The organism is Pseudomonas sp. MBLB4123 (assembly GCF_051904775.1).
Taxonomy (GTDB): Bacteria; Pseudomonadota; Gammaproteobacteria; order Pseudomonadales; family Pseudomonadaceae; genus Aquipseudomonas; species Aquipseudomonas benzenivorans_B.
This window is the reverse complement of record NZ_CP196711.1, coordinates 913040-938799: the sequence shown is the minus strand read 5'-3', so window position 1 is coordinate 938799 and position 25760 is coordinate 913040. Positions and strand designations below refer to the sequence as shown.

The window sequence follows — 25760 nt, the reverse complement described above, 5'->3', positions numbered from 1 at the left end:
CCTCACAGGACGTCTCGGCTAGACGAGAGCAGCGGTCACTGGGTCACATCAGAGCCAGCGCCAGCGACGGAATAGCCACCACTGGCCGAGGCCGATGGCCGACATGGCCAGGCAGGCGATGACGAAGCCCAGCGGGCTGTCGGCCCCGGGCATGCCGCCGACGTTGATGCCCAGCAGGCCGGTGAGGAAACTCATCGGCAGGAACACCATGGTGATGATGCTGAAGCGGTACATGATGCGGTTCATCCGTTCGTCCATGCGTCGCTTCTCCGCATCCAGCACCAGGTCGACCCGTTCGCGACTGAGCTCCAGCTCTTCCAGATAGCGGGTCAGGCGGTTGTTCAGCTCGTTCCAGTAGTCGCTGTCGTCGGCCAGAAACCAGGGCTGCTGGTTACGCGCCAGCTGGGCGTAGATCTCCCGCTGCGGCGCCAGGAAGCGGCGCAGGCCGGCGGCACGGCGGCGCATCTGCAGCAACAGGTCATGGTCCGGTAACAGACGCTCGTCGGCGTCGATCCGCTCTTCCTGCTCATCGACCCGCTCGGCCAGCTCGGCGACCAGGCCGTCGATCTTGTCGGTCAGATAATCGGCGAGGCTGAGGATCAGTTCCGAGGAGGTCTTCGGCCCCTTGCCGGCCTGCAGGTCGCGGATCAGGTCTTCGCTGGCGCGCAGGGGGCGCAAGCGCAGGGAAACGACCCGGCGCGCATCGGCGTGGATGCGCACCGAGACCATGTCCTCGGGCTCGGCCCCCGGGTTGAGATTGACCCCGCGCAAGAACAGCAACAACCCCTGGTCGGGCAGCGGCAGCAGGCGTGGGCGGGTGTTCTCTTCCAGCAGCAGGTCGCAGGCGAACTCGCTCAGGCCGCTGTCCTGCCGCAACCACTGCCGGGTCTGCGGGTGGCTACGGTCCCAGTGCAACCACAGGCTCTCGCCCTCGCCCAGCTCGAGACCCGTCAACCCCTCGCGCGTGACGAATCGTGCCCCGCCGCGACCATCCAGCACCAGCGCATGGACCAGGCCCAGCTGCCCGTTGTCTTCCTCCTGCATCCCTTGCCTCCCGATCAGCGAGCCGAGCGCCTCACTCCGGCATCTCCAGCGCGCTAGGCGCGACGATGATGCCGTTGTTGTCGGCATAGAGGTACTCGCCGGGGCGGAAGGTCACGCCACCGAAGGTCACCGGCACATCGACGTCGCCGATGCCGCGCTTGTCGGTCTTCATCGGGTGGCTGGCCAGTGCCTGGATGCCCAGGTCGGTCTGCGCCAGCACGTCGACGTCACGCACGCAGCCGTACACCACGATGCCCGCCCAACCATTCTTCGCGGCCTTTTCCGCCAGCATGTCGCCGAGCAGGGCGCGACGCATCGAGGCGCCGCCATCGACCACCATCACCCGGCCCTGGCCGGGCTGCTCGACCAGCTCCTTGACCCGCGAGTTGTCCTCGAAGCACTTGACCGTGACGATCTGCCCACCGAAGGAGTCGCGACCACCGAAGTTGCTGAACATGGGTTCGACCACCTGCACCAGTTCGGGGTAGGCGTCACACAGATCGGGAGTGATGTAGTGCATGGCTGAGCTCCTTTTAAGAATGGGACGTCGGGCGAACAGCGGGTGCCCAACGACAGGTTGCGCCCCTCGGCGACCCGCAGCAACGGCTCGCGCGCCTGAACCGGAAAGACCGGGCGAGAGCCCTGTTCGAGATTCGGCCAAGACTCCAGAACAACGAACATAGTGGCCGCACAGGCCGCACAAAGTGACCGCAAGCGCGTACAGCGTCACATGTTAACCGGATGAGGGTTCCGTTGGTATGCCCGTGCGCGGCTCAAGGACAATGCTTTGCGCACCGGAGCCCTGCAACGAGCCATTGCCCAGCCAGTGTTCGACCAGCGGCCACACCTCGGCCTGCGCCGCCTTACTGACCAGCATTTCCACATGGCCGAAATCACCGGAGAAGCCGTGCTGCTTGCCCAGACAGAGAAACTCCCGCACCCCGCTGCCGCACTGCTCCAGTAACTTGCGGCAGGCCCAGGCCGGGTCCTGCCGGTCTCCCACGGCCGCCACCGCCAGCAGCGGCACTCGCACCTCGCCAAGACCCGCCCACCAGTCACGCTCGGCATCGCCGAAACGGCCGAACAGGCCATGCCAGCGCAGGCTTTCCAGGGCCAGGCCGATCGGCTCGTCCTCCGGCCCGCGGCCGAGGCGAGAACCGGACAGCACCGAGAAGCGCCCCAGCAACAGACGCGTCCCCCACTCCACCGGCGGCAGCTTCAACGGCCAGTAGATGCGGCTGACCTGGCTGCCGAACAGCAGTGCCGAGGCCACCCGGGCCTCGTCCAGATAACGCCCGCCCAAGGCGCCGGCCAGGGTGATGCCGCCCAGGGAATGGCCCAGCCAGTGGGCTGGCTGCGGGTTCTGCTCATGGATGAAGTCGGCGATCGCCGGCAGGTCGTAGCGCACGTAATCGCTGACCCGGTTGCGCGAATAGCCGCGGTTGCGCGGCGACAAGCCATGGCCGCGCATCTCGGCGATCCATACATCGTAACCGGCGCGTGCCAGGTAGGGGCCCAGGCCGATACCCTTGGGCGAATACCAGAAACGCCGGTTGGAGAAACTCCCCGGCAGCAGGATCACCGGCACACCGCGCCCGCCTTGCTGGTCGAACCGGCCCAGACGGGTCAATGCCAGCTCGACGCTGGGGTCGGGGCTGCTGCCCGGCTTGAGGCGATAGACATCCTCGCTCAGGTCGCCCCGGATATCGGCGCCGATCAAGGCGACGGGAAAAAGCTCACTGCTGCTTTGCATCTACTTCGCTCTGGTACAAAAAATTGCCGGGAGCAATTTTTCACGTCGCCTGGCGACGGCCCGATGGGTGGCGGCCGGGAATGGCAAGCCACAAAAAAGGGCGGGATAACCCGCCCTCGATCAAGGTGGTGAACCGCAGATCAGGCTGGCTGACCTTCGGCCAGGAAGAACCAGGTATCCAGTACCGAGTCGGGGTTGAGCGAGACGCTCTCGATGCCCTGCTCCATCAGCCACATGGCCAGATCCGGATGATCCGAGGGGCCCTGGCCACAGATACCGATGTACTTGCCGGCCTTGTTGCAGGCGGCGATGGCGTTGGCCAGCAGCTTCTTCACCGCCGGATTACGCTCGTCGAACAGGTGCGCGACGATGCCCGAGTCGCGGTCCAGGCCCAGGGTCAGCTGGGTCAGGTCGTTGGAGCCGATGGAGAAGCCGTCGAAGAACTCGAGGAATTCCTCGGCGAGAATGGCGTTGGATGGCAGCTCGCACATCATGATGACCTTCAGGCCATCCTGACCGCGGGCCAGGCCGTTCTCCGCCAGCAGCTCGACCACCTGGCTGGCTTCGCCGAGGGTGCGCACGAAGGGCACCATGATCTCGACGTTGGTCAGGCCCATCTCGTTGCGCACCTTCTTCAGCGCGCGGCACTCCAGCTCGAAGCAGTCGCGGAACGACTCGCTGATGTAGCGCGAGGCGCCGCGGAAGCCGAGCATCGGGTTCTCTTCTTCCGGTTCGTAGAGCTTGCCGCCGATCAGGTTGGCGTATTCGTTGGACTTGAAGTCCGACAGGCGCACGATGACCTTCTTCGGCCAGAAGGCCGCGGCCAGGGTGCTGATGCCTTCGACCAGCTTCTCGACGTAGAACTCGACCGGATCGTTGTAACCGGCGATGCGCTTCTCGACACTGTCCTTGATCTCCGCCGGCAGGCCGGCGAAGTTCAGCAGCGCCTTGGGGTGCACGCCGATCATGCGGTTGATGATGAATTCCAGACGCGCCAGGCCCACGCCCTCGTTGGGCAGCTGGGCGAAATCGAAGGCGCGATCGGGGTTGCCGACGTTCATCATGATCTTGAACGGCAGCTCGGGCATGGCGTCGACCGAGTTCTTGCGCACGTCGAAGCCCAGCTCGCCCTCGAAGATGAAACCGGTGTCGCCCTCGGCGCAGGACACGGTTACGCCCTGACCGTCCTTGAGCACGGAGGTGGCGTTGCCGCAGCCGACCACGGCCGGGATGCCCAGCTCACGGGCGATGATCGCCGCATGGCAGGTACGGCCGCCGCGGTTGGTGACGATGGCGCTGGCACGCTTCATGATCGGCTCCCAGTCCGGGTCGGTCATGTCGGAGACCAGCACGTCGCCCGGCTGGACCTTGTCCATCTCGGCGATGTCGTTGATCACCCGCACCTTGCCGGCGCCGATCTTCTGGCCGATGGCGCGCCCCTCGACCAGCACGGTGCCGGTCTCCTTGAGCAGGTAGCGCTCCATCACGGTGGCGCTGGCGCGGCTCTTCACGGTTTCCGGGCGGGCCTGGACGATGTACAGCTTGCCGTCGTCGCCGTCCTTGGCCCACTCGATGTCCATCGGCCGGCCATAGTGCTTCTCGATGATCATGGCCTGCTTGGCCAGCTCGCTGACCTCGGCGTCGGACAGGCAGAAGCGCGCGCGATCGGCGCGTTCGACGTCGACCACCTTGACCGACTTGCCGGCCTTGGCTTCGTCGCCGTAGATCATCTTGATCGCCTTGCTGCCCAGGTTGCGGCGCAGGATGGCCGGACGACCGGCCTCCAGGGTCTGCTTGTGCACGTAGAACTCGTCGGGGTTGACCGCCCCCTGCACCACGGTCTCGCCCAGGCCGTAGGCGCCGGTGATGAACACCACATCGCGGAAGCCCGACTCGGTGTCGAGGGTGAACATCACCCCGGCGGTGCCGGTCTCCGAGCGGACCATGCGCTGCACGCCGGCGGACAGGGCGACCAGCTTGTGGTCGAAGCCCTGGTGCACGCGGTAGGCGATGGCGCGGTCGTTGAACAGGGAGGCGAACACCTCCTTGGCGGCGCGGATCACGTTGTCCACGCCACGGATATTGAGGAAGGTTTCCTGCTGACCGGCGAAGGAGGCATCCGGCAGGTCTTCGGCGGTGGCCGAGGAGCGCACGGCGACGGCCATGTTGTCGTTGCCATTGGCCATGGCGGCGAACGCCTGGCGGATCTGCGTGTCCAGCTCGGCCGGGAACGGCGCGTCCATCACCCACTGGCGAATCTGTGCACCGGTCTTGGCCAGGGCGTTGACGTCGTCGACATCCAGGGCATCGAGTGCGGCGTGGATCTGCGCGTTCAGCCCGCTCTGCTCGAGAAAGTCCCGGTAGGCCTGGGCGGTAGTGGCGAAACCACCGGGAACCGAGACACCGGCACCGGCAAGGTTGCTGATCATCTCGCCCAGGGAGGCGTTCTTGCCCCCTACGTGCTCAACATCGTGGACGCCGAGCTTATCGAGGGAAACTACGTACTCTACCAAGGTGATCTCTCCACTTATTGGTGTTGGAAAAGCTCAAGGGGCTGGGAAAGTTCGGCGGCGCGAATCCGCACGATTGTGGCCTGGCCCTGGAAAATAAGTAACAATGCCGCCCCATTCGGGCCAGCCAAAGCGGGCCTATGATAGCCAAGAATCGTCCTCAGCTTAAGGCCCATGGCGCAAATGAAACGAACCGCTTTTTTCATCTCCGATGGTACCGGCATCACCGCCGAAACCCTGGGTCAGAGCCTGTTGGCGCAGTTCGAAACCACCAGTTTCACCAAGCTCACGCGGCCGTACATCGACAGCGTGGAAAAAGCGCGCGCCATGGTACTACAGATCAATAGCGCTGCCGAGAAAGACGGGGTGCGACCGATTATCTTCGACACCATCGTCAACCAGGAGATTCGCGACGTGCTGGCCCAGTCCGAGGGCTTCATGATCGACATCTTCTCCACCTTTCTCGCCCCCCTGGAGCAGGAGCTGAGTTCGCACTCCTCCTACTCGGTGGGCAAGTCCCATTCCATCGGGCACAACTCCAACTACATGGAGCGCATCGAGGCGGTCAACTTCGCCCTGGACAACGACGATGGCGCGCGCACCCACTACTACGACAAGGCCGACCTGATCCTGGTGGGCGTCTCGCGCTGCGGCAAGACCCCCACCTGCCTGTACATGGCGATGCAGTACGGCATCCGTGCGGCCAACTACCCCTTGACCGAAGACGACATGGAGCGCCTGCAGCTGCCGGCGGCGCTGAAGAAGCACAAGGACAAGCTGTTCGGCCTGACCATCGACCCGGACCGCCTGACCGCCATCCGCCACGAACGCAAGCCCAACAGCCGCTACGCCAGCTTCGCCCAGTGCGAGTTCGAGGTGCGCGAGGTGGAGAACCTGTTCCGCCGCGAGAACATCGCCTTCATCAACTCCACGCATTTTTCGGTGGAGGAGATCTCGGCGAAGATCCTGGTGGAAAAAGGCGTCGAGCGGCGTCTCAAGTAAAACCCGCCCCAGCAGGAAAAGCCGGAGCCCGCGCTTCGGCTTTTTTATCGGCGCGAGGCTCAGACCACCCACAGCTCCATGAAGCGCTGCACCGGCGTGGCCTCCAGCCGTGCCTGATCCCGGCACAGAGCCAGGATCTCGGCGCAGCGCTGCTCGGCCAACCTACTCGCCAGGTTAGCCTTGAACTTCTCCTCCAGCAGCGGAATGCCCTCGGCGCGCCGCCGCCGATGCCCCAGGGGGTACTCCACCTCCACCTTCTCGGTGCAACTGCCGTCCTCGAAGAACACCTGCACGGCGTTGGCGATCGAGCGCTTGTCGGCCTGCAGGTATTCGCGGCTGTAGCGCGGCTCCTCGACCACCGCCATCTTGCCGCGCAACTCGTCGATAAGCGGATGGGCGGCATGGAACTCGTCCTCGTAGTGTTCGGCCTGCAGCGTGCCGAAGGCCAACGGCACCGCGACCATGTACTGCAGGCAGTGGTCGCGATCGGCCGGATTGGCCAGCGCACCGACCTTGGAGATGATGCGGATCGCCGACTCCTGGGTGCTGATGACGATTCTGTCGATCTCGTGCAACCGCCCCCTGACCTGCGGGTGCAGGCGGACCGCGGCCTCACAGGCGGTCTGGGCATGGAACTCGGCCGGAAAGCTGATCTTGAACAGCACGTTCTCCATCACGTAGCTGGCGAAGCCCTGGGAAAAGCCGAACTGACGCCGCTGCGCCGGCTTGGTCGCCAGGTCCTGGTTGGTATGACTGAACAGCACGTCGTAGAAGCCCCACTGCGGCGCAGTCAGCACGCCGGGAATGCCCATCTCGCCGCGCAGGGCGATATCGGCCAGGCGCACGCCGCGGCTGGTGGCATCGCCGGCGGCCCAGGACTTGCGGCTGCCGGCGTTCGGCGCATGGCGATAGGTGCGCAAGGCCTGGCCATCGACGAAGGCATGGGACAGCGCCGACAGCAGCTGCTCGCGGCTGCCCCCCATCAGCCTGGCGCAGACGGCGGTGGTGGCCACCTTCACCAGGATGACGTGGTCGAGGCCGACGCGATTGAAGGCGTTCTCCAGCGCGATCACTCCCTGGATTTCGTGGGCCATGATCATGGCCTCCAACACCGCGCGCATCGTCAGCGGCGCCTCGCCCCGACTGGCCCGCTTCTGCGACAGGTGATCGGCCACGGCGAGAATGCCCCCCAGGTTGTCGGAGGGGTGGCCCCATTCGGCCGCCAGCCAGGTGTCGTTGTAATCCAGCCAACGCACGGCGCAGCCGATGTCCCAGGCCGCCTTGACCGGGTCGAGAACGAAGTGGGTACCCGGTACACGGGCGCCGTGGGGCACCTGGGTCCCCTCAACCAGAGGCCCCAGAAGCTTGGTGCAGGCGGGAAAGCGCAGCGCCAGCAGGGCGCACCCCAGGCTGTCCATCAGGCAGTGGCGGGCGGTGCTGCGCGCCTCTTGCGACTCGGCCCGGTAATTCAGGACATAGTCGGCGATATCCTGCAGCACCTGGTCGTAGTCGGGACGCATGTTCAGGTCAAAGGTCGCGGACATCTGGCACCTCCTCCGGCGAGGCTGTTGACCGGTGCCCCCTGCCGGCACGTCTATAGATGAGAGTAGCCTGCCGGCGCGGGCGTCCCCGTCCTAGAGCGCGTCGCCGGGCACCCGCACCCAGCCCTCCATCAACACCCGGGCGCTGCGGCTCATGATCGCCTTGGTCACGCGCCACTCGTCGCCGTCCCGGGCGGCCTCGGCGCCCACCCGCAGGGTGCCCGATGGGTGACCGAAGCGCACCGCACTACGCGCCTCGCCGCCAGCGGCGAGGTTCACCAGGGTGCCCGGAATCGCCGCGGCGGTGCCGATGGCCACGGCGGCGGTGCCCATCATGGCGTGGTGCAGCTTGCCCATGGACAGGGCCCGCACCAGCAGGTCGACCTCGCTCGCCTGCACCACCTTGCCGCTGGACGCCCGGTAGTCCTTGGCGCTCGTCACGAAGGCGATCTTCGGCGTGTGCTGCCGGGTCGCCGCTTCTTCCGGCGTCTTGATCAGCCCCATGCGCAGGGCCCCGGCGATGCGGATCGCCTCGAAGCGGGCCAGCGCCTCGGGGTTGCCGTTGATGTCCTCGCGCAGCTCGGTGCCCTGGTAACCGATGGCCTCGGCATCGACGAACACGGTGGGGATGCCGGCGCTGATCAGGGTGGCCTTGAGGGTGCCGATGCCCGGAACCTCGAGATCGTCGATCAGGTTGCCGGTGGGGAACATCGAGCCGCCCTCCTCGCCGTCGTCGGAGGGGTCGAGGAACTCCAGCACGATTTCAGCGGCCGGGAAGGTGACGCCGTCCAGCTCGAAGTCGCCGGTTTCCTGCACCTGGCCGTTGCTCACCGGCACATGGGCGATGATGGTTTTCTGGATATTGGCCTGCCAGATACGCACCTGGCAGGTGCCGTGCTCGGGGATGCGCGCCGGGTCGACCAGGCCGGCGTGGATGGCGAAGGCGCCGGCGGCCGTGGACAGGTTGCCGCAGTTGCCGCTCCAGTCGACGAAGGCCTTGTCGATGGCGACCTGGCCATAGAGGTAGTCCACGTCGTGATCCGCCTGGCTGCTCTTGGACAGGATCACGCACTTGGAGGTCGAGGACGTGGCGCCGCCCATGCCATCGATATGCGCGGTATAGGGGTCGGGACTGCCGATCACGCGCATGAACAGCCGATCGCGGGCTTCGCCCGGCACCTGGCAGCTCTGCGGCAAGTCCTGCAGGCGGAAAAACACACCCTTACTGGTACCGCCACGCATATAGGTGGCGGGTACTTTGATCTGAGCTGGATGAGCCATGGTTGTGTCCTGGCTGAATGGTGGAAGTAGCCCGGATGCAATCCGGGCTACACAACTGGAGCAGGGTGGATGGCGCCTTTTCCATCCACCGCGCAGAGCGCAATGGTGGATCGGTGAAGCGTGACCCACCCTACCAATCAGGCGACCTCGCCCTTGAGGAAGTCCTTGGCGAAGCGCTGCAGCACGCCGCCGGCCTGGTACACGCTGACATCGGCGGCGGTGTCCAGGCGGCAGGTCACCGGCACCTCGATCACCTCGCCGTTACGGCGATTGACCACCAGGGTCAGGTCGCAGCGCGGCGACACCTCGCCCTCGATGTCGTAGGTCTCGGTCCCGTCCAGGCCCAGGGTCAGACGGGTGGTGCCCGGCTTGAACTCGACCGGCAGCACGCCCATGCCGACCAGGTTGGTGCGGTGGATGCGCTCGAAGCCTTCGGCGGCGATCACCTCGACTCCGGCCAGACGCACGCCCTTGGCCGCCCAGTCACGGGAGCTGCCCTGGCCGTAGTCGGCCCCGGCGACGATGATCAGGTTCTGCTTGCGGTTCATGTAGGTCTCGATGGCCTCCCACATGCGGGTGACCTGGCCTTCCGGCTCGACCCGCGCCAGGGAGCCCTTCCTGACCTGCCCCTCGACCATCACCATCTCGTTGACCAGCTGCGGGTTGGCGAAGGTAGCGCGCTGGGCGGTCAGGTGGTCGCCGCGGTGGGTGGCGTAGGAGTTGAAGTCCTCCTCCGGCAGGCCCATCTTCGCCAGGTACTCGCCGGCCGCGCTGTCGGCCAGGATGGCGTTGGACGGCGACAGGTGGTCGGTGGTGATGTTGTCCGGGAGGATCGCCAGCGGCCGCATGCCCTTGAGCGTGCGCTCACCGGCCAGGGCGCCTTCCCAGTACGGCGGACGACGGATGTAGGTGGACATCGGGCGCCAGTCGTACAGCGGGCTGTCGGCCTCCTTGACGCTGCCCAGATCGAACATCGGAATATAGACCTGACGGAACTGCTCCGGCTTGACGCTGGAGGCCACGATGGCGTCGATCTCCTCGTCGCTCGGCCACAGGTCCTTCAGGGTGATGGGATTGCCGCTCTGGTCATGCCCCAGCATGTCCTGCTCGATATCGAAGCGCACCGTGCCGGCGATGGCGTAGGCGACCACCAGTGGCGGCGAGGCGAGGAAGGCCTGCTTGGCGTAGGGGTGGATACGGCCGTCGAAGTTGCGGTTGCCGGAGAGCACGGCGGTGGCGTACAGGTCGCGGCCGATGATCTCCTGCTGGATCTGCGGGTCCAGCGCACCGGACATGCCGTTGCAGGTGGTGCAGGCGTAGCCGACGATGCCGAAGCCGAGCCGCTCGAGCTCCGGCAGCAGGCCCGCCTCCTCCAGGTACAGCCTGGCGACCTTGGAGCCCGGGGCGAAGGAGGTCTTGACCCAGGGCTTGCGTACCAGACCCAGCTGGTTGGCCTTCTTCGCCAGCAGGCCGGCAGCCACCACATTGCGCGGGTTGGAAGTGTTGGTGCAGCTGGTGATGGCGGCGATGATCACCGCGCCATCGGGCATCAGGCCCTCGGCCTCCTCGACCTTGCCGGACTTCAGCTTGGCTTCGTCGGCGATGCCGCGCTCGACCAGTGCGGAGGTCGGCAGGCGACGGTGCGGATTGGACGGGCCCGCCATGTTGCGCACCACGCCGCCCAGGTCGAAGCTCAGCACGCGCTCGTACTCGGCGGTCTTCAGCGCATCGCCCCACAGGCCGAGGGTCTTGGCGTAATTCTCGACCAGGGCCACCTGCTCCGGCTCGCGGCCGGTGAGCTTGAGGTAGTCGAGGGTCTGCTGGTCGATATGGAACATCGCCGCCGTCGCCCCGTATTCCGGGCACATGTTGGAGATGGTGGCGCGGTCGCCGATCGACAGGCTGTCCGCCCCCTCGCCGAAGAACTCGACCCAGGCGCCGACCACACGCTCCTTGCGCAGGAACTCGGTCAGGGCCAGGACGATGTCGGTGGCGGTAATGCCACTCTGGCGCTTGCCGGTCAGCTCGACGCCGACGATGTCGGGCAGGCGCATCATCGACGGATGGCCGAGCATCACGGTCTCGGCTTCCAGGCCGCCGACGCCGATGGCGATCACGCCCAGGGCATCCACATGCGGGGTGTGGCTGTCGGTGCCGACACAGGTGTCCGGGAAGGCCACGCCGCCGCGCGCCTGGATCACCGGGCTCATCTTCTCCAGGTTGATCTGGTGCATGATGCCGTTGCCGGCCGGGATCACATCGACGTTCTTGAACGCGGTCTTGGTCCACTCGATGAAGTGAAAGCGGTCCTCGTTGCGCCGGTCTTCGATGGCGCGGTTCTTGTCGAAGGCCTGCGGATCGAAGCCCGGCGCCTCCACGGCCAGCGAGTGGTCGACGATCAGCTGGGTCGGCACCACCGGGTTGACCTTGGCCGGGTCGCCGCCCTGCTCGGCGATGGCGTCGCGCAGGCCGGCCAGGTCGACCAGCGCGGTCTGGCCGAGGATGTCGTGGCAGACCACCCGCGCCGGGTACCAGGGAAAATCCAGGTCGCGCCTGCGCTCGATCAGCTGCTTGAGCGAATCGGTCAGCGTGGCCGGATCGCAACGCCGCACCAGCTGCTCGGCCAGCACGCGGGAGGTATAGGGCAGCTTGGCGTAGGCGCCGGGCGCGATGGCGTCGATCGCCTCGCGGGCATCGAAGTAGTCCAGCGCCGTGCCGGGCAGATTCTTGCGATGTTGTGTGTTCATCTTATTCACGGTCCTCGAGCGGCACGAACTTGAGGTCCTCGGGACCGACGTAGTTGGCGCTCGGGCGGATGATCTTGCCGTCGATGCGCTGCTCGATGACGTGACTGGACCAGCCGGCGGTGCGGGCGATGACGAACAGCGGGGTGAACATGGCGGTCGGCACGCCCATCATGTGGTAGCTGACCGCACTGAACCAATCCAGGTTGGGGAACATCTTCTTGATCTCCCACATCACGCCTTCCAGGCGCTCGGCGATGTCGAACATCTTGCTGCTGCCCTGCTCTTGCGACAGCTCGCGGGCCACTTCCTTGATCACCTTGTTGCGCGGGTCGGCGACCGTGTAGACCGGGTGACCGAAACCGATGACCACCTCCTTGCGGCCGACGCGCTCACGGATGTCGGCCTCGGCCTCGTCCGGGTTGTCGTAGCGCTTCTGGATCTCGAAGGCGACTTCGTTGGCGCCGCCATGTTTCGGCCCGCGCAGCGCGCCGATGGCGCCGGCGATGCAGGAGAACATGTCGGAACCGGTGCCGGCGATCACCCGCGCGGTAAAGGTGGAGGCGTTGAACTCATGCTCGGCGTACAGGTTGAGCGAGGTGTGCATGGCGCGCACCCAGCTGTCGCGCGGCTTTTCGCCGTGCAGCAGGTGGAGGAAGTGGCCGCCGATGGAGTCGTCGTCGGTTTCCACCTCGATGCGCTTGCCGTTGTGGCTGAAGTGGTACCAGTACAACAGCGCAGAACCCAGCGAGGCCATCAGCTTGTCGGCGATGTCGCGGGCGCCCGGGTGATTGTGGTCGTCCTTCTCCGGCGAGAGGCAACCCAGCACGGAGACGCCGGTACGCATCACGTCCATCGGGTGAGCGGACGGCGGCAGCTGCTCCAGGGCGGCCTTGAGGGCCGCGGGCAGACCGCGCAACGCCTTGAGCTTGGTCTTGTAGGCGGCCAGCTCGGCGACGTTCGGCAGCTTGCCATGCACCAGCAGGTGGGCGATTTCCTCGAACTCGCAGCTGGTGGCCACATCGAGAATGTCATAGCCACGGTAGTGCAGGTCGTTGCCGCTGCGCCCGACCGTGCACAGCGCGGTGTTGCCGGCGGCGGTGCCGGAGAGGGCCACCGACTTCTTCGGCTTGAAGCCCGGGGTGGGGGTTTCTGGGGTCGCGCTCATCACTCAGTCTCCTCATCAATCCGTTTCGGGGCCGTCTGCGGGCCGCTTATTTCTTGGCCGCGAACAGTGCGTCGAGGTGCTGCTCGAAGGCGTGGTAGTTGATGCGCTCGTACAGCTCCATGCGGGTCTGCATGGTGTCGATCACGTTCTTCTGGGTGCCGTCGCGGCGCAGCGCGGTGTAGACGTTCTCGGCCGCCTTGTTCATGGCGCGGAAGGCCGACAGCGGATAGAGCACCAGGGACACGTCGACGCCGGCCAGCTCCTCGGTGGTGTACAGCGGGGTGGCGCCGAACTCGGTGATATTGGCCAGGATCGGCGCCTTCACCCGCTCGGCGAAGGTCCTGTACATCGCCAGCTCGGTGATCGCCTCGGGGAAGATCATGTCGGCGCCGGCCTCGATGCAGGCCGCGGCACGGTCCAGGGCGGCGTTCAGGCCCTCCACGGCCAGGGCGTCGGTGCGCGCCATGATCACGAAACTGTCGTCGCTACGCGCATCCACCGCCGCCTTGATGCGGTCGACCATCTCCTGCTGGGAGACGATCTCCTTGTTCGGCCGGTGACCGCAGCGCTTGGCGCCGACCTGATCCTCGATATGGATGGCCGCGGCGCCGAACTTGATCATCGACTTGACGGTACGGGCGACGTTGAACGCCGAGCTGCCGAAGCCGGTGTCGACATCCACCAGCAGCGGCAGGTCGCAGACATCGGTGATCCGCCGCACGTCGGTGAGCACGTCATCCAGGCCGGTGATGCCCAGATCCGGCAGGCCCAGGGAGCCGGCCGCGACGCCGCCGCCGGACAGGTAGATGGCCTTGAAGCCGGCACGCTGAGCCAGCAACGCATGGTTGGCATTGATCGCACCGACCACCTGTAGCGGATGTTCGGCGGCGACCGCATCGCGGAAACGCTGGCCGGGAGTGTTCAGACTCATGACTCACCTCTGGGTTTGGCTGTCTTGGATTGCGCGCCCTGGTAGTGGCGCTCGATATTGCGCTTGGAGGCGCCGATGTGACGGCGCATCAGCAACTCGGCCAGCTCGCCGTCGCGCTCGGCGATGGCATCGAGAATGCGGTGGTGTTCGGCAAAGGCCTGACGCGGCCGATTGGGGGTGGCGGAGAACTGCAGGCGGTACATGCGCACCAGTTGGTACAGCTCTCCGCAGAGCATCTGCACCAGGGTCTTGTTGCCACTGCCCTGGATGATCCGGTAGTGGAAGTCGAAATCGCCTTCCTGCTGGTAGTAGCCGACGCCAGCCTTGAAGGCCGCATCCTGCTCATGCAGGTCGAGTACCCGGCGCAATTCGTCGATCTCGGCCGCACTCATGCGCTCGGCAGCCAGGCGGCAGGCCATACCCTCCAGAGACTCGCGGATCTCGTACAACTCGATCAGTTCGGCGTGACTCAGGGAAACCACCCGTGCGCCCACATGGGGAACACGCACCAACAACCGTTGTCCCTCAAGACGATGAATCGCCTCGCGCAACGGCCCACGGCTGATGCCATAGGTACGCGCCAGCTCCGGTTCTGAGATCTTGCTGCCCGGGGCGATGTCGCCTCGAACGATGGCGGCCTGAATGCAGCGAAACACATGCTCGGACAGGGTTTCCGAGTCGTCTTGCGCGCTACGGGGGGCTTCGGTGGACTCCAGCATATTGTCTACACCACACTTTAACGATGTCGAAAAATTAGGCTTTGCAGGCATGCATGTCAACCAACACCAAGATATTGTTGACAATACGCCGACAAGAAGCAGCAGCCCCTGGACAGCGGAAATCACCTGCACAATTGCTCATAAGCGCCTGTCACAGCAGAAAACCGCCATGCTAGAATGCCGCCCGTTTTGGCCTGGCCAGACGGCTCCGTCATGCCTGCTAGACTCCATGCCAGAGGCTCGTGGCTGTTGCATCACGCCCGCCGGTCTTTCTGATCAAATGTTGCGCGATATTCAATAGGACTTATGAGACTCGAGCCCTCTGCCCTGCTGTGCTGCCTGTTCCTTTCACCAGGCGTGGGGCTGGCCGCGAACAAGACCGTTTACGGCCTCAACGAATACGTCAAGCTGAACGATCTCGACCTGGAGGTTGCCGCGAAACTGGATACCGGAGCCAAGACAGCGTCCCTGAGCGCACGCGACATCAGACGCTTCAAGCGCGACGATGAAACCTGGGTACAGTTCTACCTGGCCATCGACGAGGCCCACGAGCGCCCGATCGAACGCCCGCTGGCCCGGATCAGCAAGATCAAGCGCCGCGCCGGCGACTATGATCCCGATGAAGAAAAAACCTACACCGCACGCCCCGTTATCGAGATGACGGTGTGCATGGGCCAAGCCCTGCGCACCATCGAAGTGAACCTGACCGACCGCAGCGCCTTTCAATACCCGCTATTGATCGGCTCCGAAGCGCTCAAACGCTTCAGTGCGCTGGTCGACCCTGGCCTCAAATACGCAGCGGGGAAACCTGGCTGCACCACCGACGCAAACCCTGGCGAGTAATTCCCATGCGCTCTCTTACCCTGCATCTGAAAGTCCTGATCACGCTCCTGGTGAGCCTGGGCGTTCTGATTACGGCTTACCAGATCTTCATTCTTGGCATCCCGGTGACCGAGGACGAAACCGACGATCTGTGGAACATCGACGCCAAGGTCGAGTTCCAGGCCAACCCGCGCGAGCCAGTCAAGCTGCAGATGTTCGTGCCGCCGCTGGCCCAGGATTACGTCAGCCTCAACGAGAGCTTCATCTCCAACAACTATGGCGTCAGCATCAACCGCGCCGAGGGCAACCGCCGGGTCACCTGGTCGGCACGCCGCGCCAGCGGCAAGCAGACCCTGTATTACCGCCTGGTGCTGACCAAGCGTTACAGCGGCGAACAGAGCAAGGCCAAGGGGCCGATCTTCCGCGACAGCCTGCCGGTCGAAGGCCCGGAAAAGATCGCCGCCGACGCGCTGCTCGCGCCCATCCGCCAGCACTCGGCGGACGTCGAGACCTTCATCAGCGAGACCATCAAGCGGGTCAACGACACCACCGACGACAACGTCAAGCTGCTGCTCGGCGGCGATGCCTCCACCGCCAACAAGGCCAATGCCATCGACCTGCTGCTGTCGATCGCCCATGTGCCGATGGAGCGCGTCCACACCATTCGCCTGAGCGCCGACAGCCAGCAGAGCCCGGAGCTCTGGCTGCGCAGCTTCAACGGCGAAAAGTGGCTGTACTTCAACCCCGAGAGCGGTGAACAGGGCCTGCCGGCCGATCGCCTGGTCTGGTGGATCGGCGATGCCGAGCTGATCAACCTGGAAGGCGGCAAGAAGGCCCAGGTCAGTTTCAGCCTGAACAAGAGCGAGATGAACGCCATCCGCCTGGCCAAGCTGACCGACGAGAGCACCGATGCCGACTTCCTCGGCTACTCGCTGTACGGCCTGCCGCTGTCGACCCAGCAGACCTTCCAGATCATGGTGGTCATCCCGGTCGGCGTGCTGTTGATCCTGATCCTGCGCAACCTCGGCGGCCTGCAAACCCTGGGCACCTTCACCCCGGTGCTGATCGCCCTGGCCTTCCGCGAGACCCAGTTGGGCTTCGGCATCTTCCTGTTCACCGTGATCACCGCCCTGGGCCTGTCGCTGCGCTCCTATCTGGAGCACCTCAAGCTGCAGATGCTGCCGCGCCTGTCGGTGGTGCTGACCTTCGTGGTGGTGCTGATCGCCGCCATCAGCCTGTTCAGTCACAAGCTGGGCCTGGAGCGCGGCCTGTCGGTGGCGCTGTTCCCCATGGTGATCCTGACCATGACCATCGAGCGCCTGTCGATCACCTGGGAGGAGCGCGGCGGCGGCCATGCCTTCAAGGTCGCCATCGGCACCCTGGTGGCCGCGACCCTCGCGCACCTGCTGATGAGCATTCCGGAACTGGTCTACTTCGTCTTCACCTTCCCGGCGGTGCTGATGATCATGGTGGGCTTCATGCTGGCGATGGGTCGCTACCGCGGCTACCGCCTGACCGAACTGTTCCGCTTCAAAGCCTTCCTGAAGGATTGAGCCATGCTAGGTCTCTGGAAAACCTGGAAGGCCCTGGAAGCCAAGGGCATCATGGGCATCAACCGGCGCAATGCGGACTACGTGCTGAAGTACAACAAGCGGCACCTGTACCCGATCGTCGACGACAAGATCATCACCAAGGAGCGGGCCATCGAGGCCGGCATCCATGTGCCGGAGCTCTATGGGGTGATCTCCACCGAGAAGGAGATCGACAAGCTCGGCGAGATCATCGGCGAGCGCAGCGACTTCGTGGTCAAGCCAGCGCAAGGCGCCGGCGGCGACGGCATCCTGGTGGTCGCCGACCGCTTCGAGGAACGCTACAAGACGGTATCCGGGCGGATCATCAGCCATGAGGAAATCGAGCACCAGATCTCCAGCATCCTCACCGGACTCTACTCCCTGGGCGGCCACCGCGACCGCGCGCTGATCGAATACCGGGTGATCCCCGACCCGATCTTCAAGAGCATCAGCTACGAGGGCGTGCCGGACATCCGCATCATCGTGTTGATGGGCTATCCGGTGATGGCCATGCTGCGCCTGCCGACGCGCCAGTCCAACGGCAAGGCCAACCTGCACCAGGGCGCCATCGGCGTCGGCGTCGACCTGGCCACCGGGGTGACCCTGCGTGGCACCTGGCTGAACAACAAGATCAGCAAGCACCCGGATACCACCAACGCGGTGGACGGCGTGCAGCTGCCGAACTGGAACGGCTTCATGAAGCTGGCGGCCGGCTGCTACGAGCTGTGCGGCCTGGGCTACATCGGCGTGGACATGGTCCTGGACCAGGAGAAAGGCCCGTTGATTCTCGAGCTCAACGCCCGTCCGGGCTTGAACATCCAGATCGCCAACGACTGCGGCCTCACCCACCGCGCCCACGCCGTCGAGGCACGCCTCGCCGAGCTCAAGGCCAAGGGTATCCAGGAAAGCGCGGAGGAGCGCATGCGCTTTTCCCAGGAGCTTTTCGGCCACGCCGCTACGGCCGAGGTCTGACCCCTGCGAAAGAGCCCGGCCGATGCCGGGCTTTTTCTGCCTCTGCCCCTCAATCCTCAGTCAACCAGCCCGAACGCCTGCCCTCTAGCACAGCCTGGGTGCGGCTGCGCGTGCCCAGCTTGGCGAACAGGTTGTGCAGATGCCATTTGATGGTGGCCTCGCTCAGGTGCATCGCCTTGGCAATCTCGCGGTTGGACAGGCCGGCGGCAACCAAGCGCAGGATATCCTGCTCCCTGGGGTTCACATCCTGATGGCCGGCGAAAACCTCCTGATCGACGCCCAGACGCCGGCACTGCACGCGCATTTGCTCGGCCAGGCCTTGCCAACTCCCGGCAGCCTCTGGGTCGGCCACTCGCCAGGCCTCCCACAGCGGCAGCAACCACAGCCCATCGTCGAGAAAAGCACGGCGGTAGCCGCTGCTCCAGGCTTCCTCCAGGGTTGCCTGAAACAAGGCGAATGCCCTCTCACCACTCCCCGCGCCCCAGTAGGCCACCGCCAGCAGCAAGGACAGGCGCACACGGCTGTCGCGCCGATGCTCGTCCCCCTGCTTCGCCAGGCAGGCTTCCAGCTGCGCGACGACCCGCTCGCCCCGGCGCCCTGACAAGGCGAGTCGTGCCTGGCACTGCACCAGGGCAACACCGACGTCAGTATCGCGCTGCGCCGGCAGCGCCAGCGAATGGCGCCGCAGTTGCAGACACAGTCGCTCGGCCTCACTCGGGCGCCGCAGCCACAGGAGGAACTGCACCTTGCAGCTCACGGCCAACGCATAGAGCCTCTCGTAACCGGCCCCCTGCACCTGCGTCAGCCAATCGTCCAGCTGCGCCAGCGCCTGCTCGCTCTCACCGGCAAAGAAACTCGCACGCACCATCAACAGACGGCCACGGCTGATCAGCTCGACCGGCGTGGCGACGTCGCGCCAGGTGGTGGCCTGGAGCAGCTCGGCGAGGATCCCGGCATGGCGATCCCGCTCGTACAGCAGGTCGGCATAAGCCAGGGCCAGGGGACCGCCTACCCGGTTGCGCGAGCCGAACACCCGCTCGACGCGGGCACGCGCGTCTTCGGCGAGGGCACAGCCGCGCTCCAGCTGCCCCTGCTCCTTGCACAGCAGCGCCTCGATCAGGCTCAGCATCACGTGCAGGTATTCGCTGGGGCAGTGACGCAGGCTGCCGCGGGCCAGCTCGATCATCCCCAAGGCTGCGCCAAACTCACCGAGCAAGGCATGAGCCGCCGCCTGGAGGCACGACAGGCTGGCGCGAATCAGCACCTGCCCATCCGGGACCAGGCTGAGCCAGTGACGGGTAACGGTCAGACACTGTCCCAACTTATCCTGATAGAGCAGCACCAGGGCCTTGATCACCTGCACCAGCGCCAGTGTCTCGCTCAGGCCGGCGCCCTGCTCTCGCCCACAGGGCTTCTGCAGGCGCGCAGCGATGTCCTCGAGCAACGCCTCGGCATCGACGTATTTTTCCTCGAAGGCCAACTGCCAGGCATAGAAGATCTGGAACACCGGATTTTCGCGAATGACCTCGGCCGGAATCGTCCCAATAGTCGCGAGGATGTCATACAGCCGATTGCCGGCCATCAGGTGCACGCCCTGGCGCTCCAACAGGTCGGCGGCAAAGGCGTAGTCGCGGGCGCGCAGGGCGTAAGTGACCGACTTGTCCACCTGGGACCGTTGCTCGCACCAGCGCGCTGCCGCGTGCAACAGCTGGGTCGGCTCACCATGCCTGGCCAGGCGTCCCTGCAGATACTCGGCGAACAGGGGATGGTAGCGGAACCACTCGCCCCGCTCGTCCAGGGCCACGATGAACAGCTGCTCGCGCTGCAGACGCCGCAGGGTCGCCCCGGCGTCCTCCTGGCCGGTCAGCGCGCTGCACAGTTCGGCATTGAACTCGTCCAGTACCGAGGTCCGCTCGAGGAAACGCTGCACTACGCCCGGCAGCCGATCCACCACGTCTTCGCCCAGGTAGTCGGCGATGTTGCGCTCGGTGCCGGTGAGCCCGTCGAGATCGACGCCCGACTCGCCGCATCGGCCCAGGGACAGCGTCGCCAGATGCAACGCGGTGATCCAGCCCTCGGTGCGTTCATGCAACAGCCTGACCTGCGCTCGACTCAGGCTCAGGCCCCGGATCTCGCACAGATAGTCACGGGTTTCCTCAGGCGTCAGGCACAAGTCCTCGGCCCCGATACAGAACGCTGCCGCTCCTCGCATCGAGCGTTCGCCGGTAAGGCCGGACGTGCGACGCGTGCTGACGGTGAGCCGGACATGATCCGGCATCCGCTCGATCAGCCCACGCGCCAGAGGCGCAAGGTCGGGGTGGCGGAGATGGTGGACGTCATCCAGGATCAGCTGCTGCCGCCCCTCGATGCCTGCCAGCTCGACCAGAAAAGCATCGATCAGCTCCTGATGAGGCAGGCTCTCCTCCCCCTGCAGCAACGCCAGGGTGCGCCCCCCGAAGCCGGGCCGCTGCTCGGCGATGGCCGCGACCAGATAGTGCAGGAGGCGTTGCGGCTCACCGTCGACCTCGTCGCATGACAGCCAGGCCACCCGGACACCCTCCGCCTGCAAACGCAGTCGCAGCTGGCCGAGCAGCGTGCTCTTACCATAACCCGCCGGCGCACAGAGGATCGTCAGGGGGCGATCGCGGGCAGCGCGCAACCGCTCGACCAAGGCCATGCGCTCCAACTGCGGCTGGCTGCCGGCCGCAATCGGAAACAGCTTGGTGCGCAGCAGCGGCAGGGACGGCAATGCTGGCTGGCTCATGATGCGAGCAGCCCCAGTTCGCGGGCACGGCGGATCGCCTGGGTTCGATTGCGCACCTTGAGCTTCTCGTAGATGTTGTGCAGGTGCCATTTGACGGTGCCCAGGGCCAGCGCGAGCTGCCGGCCGATGGCGTCGTTGGAGAGCCCCTGGGCCGCCAACTGGATCACCTCGCCCTCGCGCTCGGTCAGCCCCTCATCCATGGCCTCCTGGAGCCGAGCCGCTGCCGGTCCCGGCCAGATCGCCAGGATCGAACGCATGAAGCCCTGCAAAACCGGCTGCCGGCCGAGCGCCTCGAACTGCTGCAAGGCTAGGCGAACCTGCGCCCCCTCCTCGATGAACAGGCTGCGCACGCCTTCCCGCTCGGCGCCGATCAGGCATTGCTCCAGCAGGCTGAAGGCGCGCTCCTGATAGCCCAGCCCCAAGTAGCTGAGCGCATCCAGCAGATCCAGACGCAGACGCTGCAGACCGTGCCAGTCATCCAGCAGCAGTTCGCGCAGTTGGCCGGCCTCCTGCAACGCCTCGCCGTGATGGCCACGCGCCTGCTGCAGGCGCAGGCGCGCCAGCCCCCGCTCCCAGAGCAACGGATTGCATGCCATGTGCCGATAGTGTTCCGCCAGCCTGAACCAGTCGAGGCTGTTGAGGCGTTGCTCGGCGCGCCTGAGACGATCGGCCGCCGGCTCCTGGAGAATCTGCGCCACCTCCTCGCCTATGGCCTGGGCATGGAAACGCCAGGCGCGGTTGGCCGCTGCCATCTTCTGGATCTGTAGCAGGGTCCCGGCGGCCTCCCTGGGCTTGCCTTGCATCCGCTGGAGCCGGGCCAGACACAGCATGCCCTGGGCATACAGGTCGATTGGATTGATCACATCCACCCTCGCCAGGGCCCCACGCAAACGTTCCTCGACTCCGTCCAGACGCCCCCGAAGGTAATCGAGCAATGCCTCACTGATGGTCGGCAGCACCATGGCGCGGGAGCGCTCGGCGAAACAGGGCAGGCTACGGCCGCGTAGCTGCGCGAACAGCAGCCGCGCCTGCTTGATCTGCCCTTGCTCCAGATACAGCAGGACCTCCACGTTGGCCAACTGCATGCCCAGGTAGCGCCCCTGCAGGAAGTGGTTGCGTTGCTGGGCCTGGGCCAACAGGCGGCGAGCGGATTCGGGGCGCCCCACGATCACGCTGGCCAGGGCACCAACGATCAACATGGCCACCTCGAGAAAGGCCGTGTGCTGCCCCAGCTGCCGCTCCACCCGACACACCAGGGCGAGGCAGCCAGGCAAATCGTCCTTCTGCAGGGCCACCACCGCCTTGATCGTCAAGGTCGCCAACAGCTTGTCGCTGAGCCTTTCCGAGTCGCCCACCGGCCCCCAGCGCAGCAGCTGTTCGTCGAGCATCCGGTTGGCTTCCGCCAGCCCCAGTTCGGTCGCTCGACTCCAGACGTCAGCCAGCACCAGCAGCGGGTAACCCTCGACGATCTCGTCCGGGACGCGCAGGCGCCACTTGTAGATCAGATGGAGCTGGCCCCGGTTGATCAGTTCCAGCCCACAGCCGTCCACCAGCGCCGCGAGCATCTGCGGGTCCTCGGCCAGGCAGGCATGCTCGATGGCCAGGTTGGGCATATGGTGGTTGGTGAACCATAGACAGGCATTGAAGTTCAGCTGCCTGAAGCGCTCGGGATCGACCGCCAGCTGGCGTCCGCGCAAGAACTCGGCGAACAGGTAGTGGAAGCGGTACCACCGCCGCTCGCGATCGAGCGGCAACAGGAACAGCTGCATGCCCTCCAGCTCCTCCAGCAACCGCTGACCATCCGGGTGTCCCGTCAGGGCACCGGCCAGGTCACCGTTGAGCTGCTGAGCAATGGCCAGGGCCTGCAGCAACTGCTGCTTGTCCATCGGCAGCTGGTCGAACACGCTGCGCAGCAGGTAGTCACCGGCGACGCTCGGGGCGGTGCCGATTTCGCTCAGTTGCTGGCTGGCCTCAGGCCGGTGGCGCAGCCAGAGGCAGGCCAGGTGTACCCCGACCGGCCACCCCTCGGTGTGTCTATGCAGCGCGGCGACGGCCTCGGCCCCCAGCTGCAGTTCGTGCCGGGCCAGATAGTCGCGGATTTCCTCCAGGCCCAGGCGCAAGTCCCTTTCGCCGACCTCCACTAGCAGGCCCTTGGCGCGCAGGGTCGCCAGGCCCAACGCCGGTTGTGCGCGGCTGCCGACCGCCAGGGCGAAGCCTTCGGGCGCGAAGCGGAGCAGGCGCTTGAGAGCCGCCAACAGCTCTTCATTCTGAATCAGGTGAAGATCGTCGAGCACCAGCAACAAGGGCGCATGCAGCCGGGACAGGTCAGCCAGCAGGCACTCCATCACCGCCGCCACCGGTACGCCCACGGTGTTCTCCAGGTAGGCCAGGGCCTCCGTGCCGAACTCGGGAGCCAGCCCGATTAGCGTCTCGATCAGCTGGCGAAAGAAGCGCGAGGGCTCGTCGTCCTCAGGCTCCAACGACAGCCAGGCCAGCGCATGGCCGGCGCCGGCCCGCGTGTACGCCAAGGTGGCCAGGGCGCTGGTCTTGCCGAAGCCGGCCGGGGCCGAGAACAACAGCAGGCGGGCATGGGGCCGAGCGGACAACGCCGCCTCGACCCGGGGCCGGGGTAAATACTCACTGGATACCTGGGGCGGACCTAATCTGGTGCGCAGAAGGCTATCGGCGGCCGGCCCCAGCGTTTCATCCATAAACGTGATCCTTTGTCTGGTTATCTGGCACTGACGTACAGCCTATCGCGCTGACCGCCCATACTAGTCAGCCGCCTTCTGTCGAGTAAACCTACGCGCAAACCCTAGGACGAATGGTGACGGCGTTCTACAATCGGCGTCCGCGCTCCTCCGAATACCTCGCATGCCTACTTGCCTCGTTCACCCTCTGCCCTATCGGGCCGATCCCCTCGACTATTTCAGTGCCGTCAGCCAGGCCCCCGGCGCGGTCTTGCTGGATGCCGGGCGCCCGACGGCGCAGCGGGGGCGCTATGACCTGATCAGCGCCTGGCCCCTGGCAGAGCTGGCACCAGCCCCCGACGAGCCGGCCGACGCCTTTCTCCAGCGCCTGCGCGACGGCCTGGCCAGGCTCGGCGTCGCCGAACCGCCCGCCGATTACCCCCTGCCCTTTGCCGGCGGCCTGATCGGCTATCTGGCCTACGACTTCGGCCGGCGCCTGGAGAAGCTGCCCGCCCTGGCGAGCGATGACCTCGGCCTGAGCGATGCCCGCTTCGGCCTGTACGCCTGGGCCCTGATCAGCGACCACCAGTTGGGGACCAGCCAGCTGCTGTTCCATCCGAGTCTGGCGCCCAGCGAGCGCGAGCGCCTGATCGTCCTGTTCGAACGGCTGACAGTCGAGCCCGCGCACCCCTTCAAGCTGCTCGGCGCCTTCCAGGCCGACCTCGACGAGGACGGCTATCGCCAGGCCATCGCGCGTATCCAGGCCTATATCCAGGCCGGCGACTGCTACCAGGTGAACTTCGCCCAACGCTTCCGCGCCCGCTATCAGGGCGACCCCTGGAGCGCCTACCGGGCCCTGCGCGAGGCCTGCCCGACCCCCTTCGCCGGCTATCAGGCCTTGCCGGACGGCGGTGCGATCATCAGCCTGTCGCCGGAGCGCTTCATCCGGGTCAGCCGGGGCCAGGTGGAAACTCGGCCGATCAAGGGCACCCGACCGCGCAGCGACGACCCCCGTCAGGACGCCGCACAGGCCCATGCCCTGATGAGCAGCCTGAAGGACCGGGCCGAGAACCTGATGATCGTCGACCTGCTGCGCAACGACCTGGGCCGCAGCTGCCGCACCGGCTCGGTACGGGTGCCGGAGCTGTTCGCCCTGGAGAGCTATCCCAACGTCCACCATCTGGTCAGCGCGGTCACCGGCGAGCTGGCCGCCGACAAGGATGCCCTGGACCTGATCGCCGGTAGCTTCCCCGGCGGCTCGATCACCGGGGCGCCGAAGATTCGCGCGATGCAGATCATCGATGAACTGGAGCCGACCCGCCGCGCACTCTACTGCGGTTCATTGCTGTACCTGGACGTGCGCGGCGAGATGGACAGCTCGATCGCCATCCGCAGCCTGCTGGCCAAGGACGGGCAGCTCTGCTGCTGGGGCGGCGGCGGGATAGTCGCCGACTCCCAGTGGCAGGCGGAGTACCAGGAGTCGATCACCAAGGTGAAGGTCCTGCTGGAGACCCTGGAGCGCTTCTGCGACTGACGAGCAGGCCCGCACCCGCGGGCCTGTATCTTGGGCGCGAGAGTTACAGGCCCAGCGGGCGGTTGGACGCCTTGAGGAACTCGCGCTTGAGATCCTCAAAACTGTGCACCGCTGGAAACTGCGGGAACTCGCGAATCACGTTGTCCGGCGCATGGAACAGGATGCCGGCATGGGCCTCGCCGAGCATGCTGGTGTCGTTGTACGAGTCGCCCGCGGCGATCACCCGGTAGTACAGGCTCTTGAACGCGATCACCGCCTGGCGTTTGGGGTCCTTCTGGCGCAGCTGGTAGTTCACCACGCGGCCGCTGTCGTCGGTGATCAGCCTGTGGCAGAGCAGGGTCGGAAAGCCCAGCTGGCGCATCAGGGGCTGGGAGAATTCGTAGAAGGTGTCGGAGAGAATCACCACCTGGAAGCGTTCGCGCAGCCAGTCGACGAACTCCACCGCGCCCTCCAGCGGCTCGAGGGTAGCGATCACCTCCTGGATATCGGCCAGTTTCAGGCCGTGCTCGTCGAGAATGCGCAGGCGCTGCTGCATCAATACGTCGTAGTCCGGAATGTCCCGGGTAGTCGCCTTCAGCGCGTCGATGCCGGTTTTTTCCGCGAAGGCGATCCAGATTTCCGGAACCAGGACCCCTTCCAGGTCGAGACAAGCGATTTCCACGGCACACTCCTAGCTTGAGCTTGAATGAAGGCGGCACTCTAGCCCCTCGCCCA

General features: G+C 65.7%; 18 protein-coding genes. 5 read left to right on the top strand and 13 right to left on the bottom strand.

Annotated features, from left to right (window positions below; genetic code table 11):
• Positions 1-48: 48 nt before the first annotated feature.
• The 4 genes from ACSX1C_RS04625 to ppsA form a co-directional block, all read right to left on the bottom strand.
• Complete coding sequence (locus ACSX1C_RS04625; protein WP_439888443.1) at positions 49-1044, bottom strand: zinc transporter ZntB; 996 nt, start codon at positions 1042-1044, stop codon at positions 49-51.
• Positions 1045-1075: 31 nt separating this feature from the next.
• Positions 1076-1564: a ribonuclease E activity regulator RraA gene (gene rraA / locus ACSX1C_RS04620; RefSeq protein ID WP_439888442.1), complete on the bottom strand. Its 489-nt coding sequence runs from the start codon at positions 1562-1564 to the stop codon at positions 1076-1078.
• A 213-nt stretch (positions 1565-1777) separates the two neighbouring features.
• Positions 1778-2797, bottom strand: a complete 1020-nt coding sequence (locus ACSX1C_RS04615; protein ID WP_439888441.1) for an alpha/beta fold hydrolase — start codon at positions 2795-2797, stop codon at positions 1778-1780.
• Positions 2798-2937: 140 nt separating this feature from the next.
• Positions 2938-5310 (bottom strand): phosphoenolpyruvate synthase, encoded by a 2373-nt coding sequence (gene ppsA / locus ACSX1C_RS04610; RefSeq protein WP_439888440.1) that lies wholly within the window; start codon positions 5308-5310, stop codon positions 2938-2940.
• A gap of 180 nt (positions 5311-5490) precedes the next feature.
• On the opposite strand from ppsA, the gene ppsR reads away from it, so the two are divergent.
• Positions 5491-6309, top strand: coding sequence for a posphoenolpyruvate synthetase regulatory kinase/phosphorylase PpsR (ppsR, locus tag ACSX1C_RS04605; RefSeq protein ID WP_318641700.1), 819 nt, complete (start codon positions 5491-5493; stop codon positions 6307-6309).
• Positions 6310-6368: 59 nt separating this feature from the next.
• Here the strand turns inward: ppsR and prpD are convergent, their stop codons facing one another.
• The 6 genes from prpD to ACSX1C_RS04575 all read right to left on the bottom strand — a co-directional run bounded on the left by prpD (position 6369) and on the right by ACSX1C_RS04575 (position 14693).
• Positions 6369-7853, bottom strand: a complete 1485-nt coding sequence (gene prpD / locus ACSX1C_RS04600; protein WP_439888439.1) for a 2-methylcitrate dehydratase — start codon at positions 7851-7853, stop codon at positions 6369-6371.
• A 90-nt stretch (positions 7854-7943) separates the two neighbouring features.
• Entirely contained in the window at positions 7944-9131 is a 1188-nt protein-coding gene (gene prpF / locus ACSX1C_RS04595; protein WP_439888438.1) for a 2-methylaconitate cis-trans isomerase PrpF, read from the bottom strand.
• A gap of 137 nt (positions 9132-9268) precedes the next feature.
• Positions 9269-11878 carry a Fe/S-dependent 2-methylisocitrate dehydratase AcnD gene (acnD, locus tag ACSX1C_RS04590; protein WP_439888437.1) on the bottom strand — a complete coding sequence of 870 codons (2610 nt, stop codon included), beginning with the start codon at positions 11876-11878 and terminating at the stop codon, positions 9269-9271.
• A 1-nt stretch (position 11879) separates the two neighbouring features.
• On the bottom strand, positions 11880-13043 hold the full coding sequence (prpC, locus tag ACSX1C_RS04585) for a bifunctional 2-methylcitrate synthase/citrate synthase (RefSeq protein ID WP_439888436.1): 1164 nt from the start codon (positions 13041-13043) through the stop codon (positions 11880-11882).
• Positions 13044-13089: 46 nt separating this feature from the next.
• Positions 13090-13974, bottom strand: coding sequence for a methylisocitrate lyase (gene prpB / locus ACSX1C_RS04580; RefSeq protein WP_439888435.1), 885 nt, complete (start codon positions 13972-13974; stop codon positions 13090-13092).
• Positions 13971-14693, bottom strand: a complete 723-nt coding sequence (locus ACSX1C_RS04575) for a GntR family transcriptional regulator (RefSeq protein WP_439888434.1) — start codon at positions 14691-14693, stop codon at positions 13971-13973. The genes prpB and ACSX1C_RS04575 overlap by 4 nt, the downstream gene beginning before the upstream one ends.
• Positions 14694-14999: 306 nt before the next feature.
• Here ACSX1C_RS04575 and rloA point away from each other — a divergent pair, with 306 nt between their 5' ends.
• Genes rloA through ACSX1C_RS04560 form a run of 3 tightly spaced genes read left to right on the top strand, consistent with a single transcriptional unit; the run spans position 15000 to position 18058 of the window.
• Positions 15000-15536 carry a retropepsin-like aspartic peptidase RloA gene (rloA, locus tag ACSX1C_RS04570; protein ID WP_439888433.1) on the top strand — a complete coding sequence of 179 codons (537 nt, stop codon included), beginning with the start codon at positions 15000-15002 and terminating at the stop codon, positions 15534-15536.
• A 5-nt stretch (positions 15537-15541) separates the two neighbouring features.
• A complete protein-coding gene (gene rloB / locus ACSX1C_RS04565) occupies positions 15542-17068 on the top strand; it encodes an osmotic stress tolerance membrane protein RloB (RefSeq protein WP_439888432.1) in 1527 nt (508 codons plus the stop codon).
• Positions 17069-17071: 3 nt separating this feature from the next.
• The gene (locus tag ACSX1C_RS04560) at positions 17072-18058 is read left to right on the top strand and encodes an alpha-L-glutamate ligase-like protein (protein ID WP_439888431.1); all 987 of its coding nucleotides are present in this window, start codon (positions 17072-17074) and stop codon (positions 18056-18058) included.
• 49 nt (positions 18059-18107) lie between these two features.
• Here the strand turns inward: ACSX1C_RS04560 and ACSX1C_RS04555 are convergent, their stop codons facing one another.
• Positions 18108-20822 carry a LuxR C-terminal-related transcriptional regulator gene (locus tag ACSX1C_RS04555; protein ID WP_439888430.1) on the bottom strand — a complete coding sequence of 905 codons (2715 nt, stop codon included), beginning with the start codon at positions 20820-20822 and terminating at the stop codon, positions 18108-18110.
• Positions 20819-23533 carry a LuxR C-terminal-related transcriptional regulator gene (locus ACSX1C_RS04550; protein WP_439888429.1) on the bottom strand — a complete coding sequence of 905 codons (2715 nt, stop codon included), beginning with the start codon at positions 23531-23533 and terminating at the stop codon, positions 20819-20821. The genes ACSX1C_RS04555 and ACSX1C_RS04550 overlap by 4 nt, the downstream gene beginning before the upstream one ends.
• 163 nt (positions 23534-23696) lie before the next feature.
• On the opposite strand from ACSX1C_RS04550, the gene pabB reads away from it, so the two are divergent.
• On the top strand, positions 23697-25046 hold the full coding sequence (gene pabB, locus ACSX1C_RS04545; protein ID WP_439888428.1) for an aminodeoxychorismate synthase component I: 1350 nt from the start codon (positions 23697-23699) through the stop codon (positions 25044-25046).
• Positions 25047-25089: 43 nt separating this feature from the next.
• Here the strand turns inward: pabB and thrH are convergent, their stop codons facing one another.
• The gene (gene thrH, locus ACSX1C_RS04540; protein ID WP_318641728.1) at positions 25090-25707 is read right to left on the bottom strand and encodes a bifunctional phosphoserine phosphatase/homoserine phosphotransferase ThrH; all 618 of its coding nucleotides are present in this window, start codon (positions 25705-25707) and stop codon (positions 25090-25092) included.
• Positions 25708-25760: the final 53 nt, after the last annotated feature.

What these genes read in the sequence shown, in the direction of transcription:
- ACSX1C_RS04625 (WP_439888443.1), bottom strand. Translation starts at nt 1,044, where the DNA reads ATGCAGGAGGAAGACAACGGGCAGCTGGGCCTGGTCCATGCGCTGGTG.
- rraA (WP_439888442.1), bottom strand. Translation starts at nt 1,564, where the DNA reads ATGCACTACATCACTCCCGATCTGTGTGACGCCTACCCCGAACTGGTG.
- ACSX1C_RS04615 (WP_439888441.1), bottom strand. Translation starts at nt 2,797, where the DNA reads ATGCAAAGCAGCAGTGAGCTTTTTCCCGTCGCCTTGATCGGCGCCGAT.
- ppsR (WP_318641700.1), top strand. Translation starts at nt 5,491, where the DNA reads ATGAAACGAACCGCTTTTTTCATCTCCGATGGTACCGGCATCACCGCC.
- prpD (WP_439888439.1), bottom strand. Translation starts at nt 7,853, where the DNA reads ATGTCCGCGACCTTTGACCTGAACATGCGTCCCGACTACGACCAGGTG.
- prpF (WP_439888438.1), bottom strand. Translation starts at nt 9,131, where the DNA reads ATGGCTCATCCAGCTCAGATCAAAGTACCCGCCACCTATATGCGTGGC.
- acnD (WP_439888437.1), bottom strand. Translation starts at nt 11,878, where the DNA reads ATGAACACACAACATCGCAAGAATCTGCCCGGCACGGCGCTGGACTAC.
- prpC (WP_439888436.1), bottom strand. Translation starts at nt 13,043, where the DNA reads ATGAGCGCGACCCCAGAAACCCCCACCCCGGGCTTCAAGCCGAAGAAG.
- prpB (WP_439888435.1), bottom strand. Translation starts at nt 13,974, where the DNA reads ATGAGTCTGAACACTCCCGGCCAGCGTTTCCGCGATGCGGTCGCCGCC.
- ACSX1C_RS04575 (WP_439888434.1), bottom strand. Translation starts at nt 14,693, where the DNA reads ATGCTGGAGTCCACCGAAGCCCCCCGTAGCGCGCAAGACGACTCGGAA.
- rloA (WP_439888433.1), top strand. Translation starts at nt 15,000, where the DNA reads ATGAGACTCGAGCCCTCTGCCCTGCTGTGCTGCCTGTTCCTTTCACCA.
- rloB (WP_439888432.1), top strand. Translation starts at nt 15,542, where the DNA reads ATGCGCTCTCTTACCCTGCATCTGAAAGTCCTGATCACGCTCCTGGTG.
- ACSX1C_RS04560 (WP_439888431.1), top strand. Translation starts at nt 17,072, where the DNA reads ATGCTAGGTCTCTGGAAAACCTGGAAGGCCCTGGAAGCCAAGGGCATC.
- ACSX1C_RS04555 (WP_439888430.1), bottom strand. Translation starts at nt 20,822, where the DNA reads ATGAGCCAGCCAGCATTGCCGTCCCTGCCGCTGCTGCGCACCAAGCTG.
- ACSX1C_RS04550 (WP_439888429.1), bottom strand. Translation starts at nt 23,533, where the DNA reads ATGGATGAAACGCTGGGGCCGGCCGCCGATAGCCTTCTGCGCACCAGA.
- pabB (WP_439888428.1), top strand. Translation starts at nt 23,697, where the DNA reads ATGCCTACTTGCCTCGTTCACCCTCTGCCCTATCGGGCCGATCCCCTC.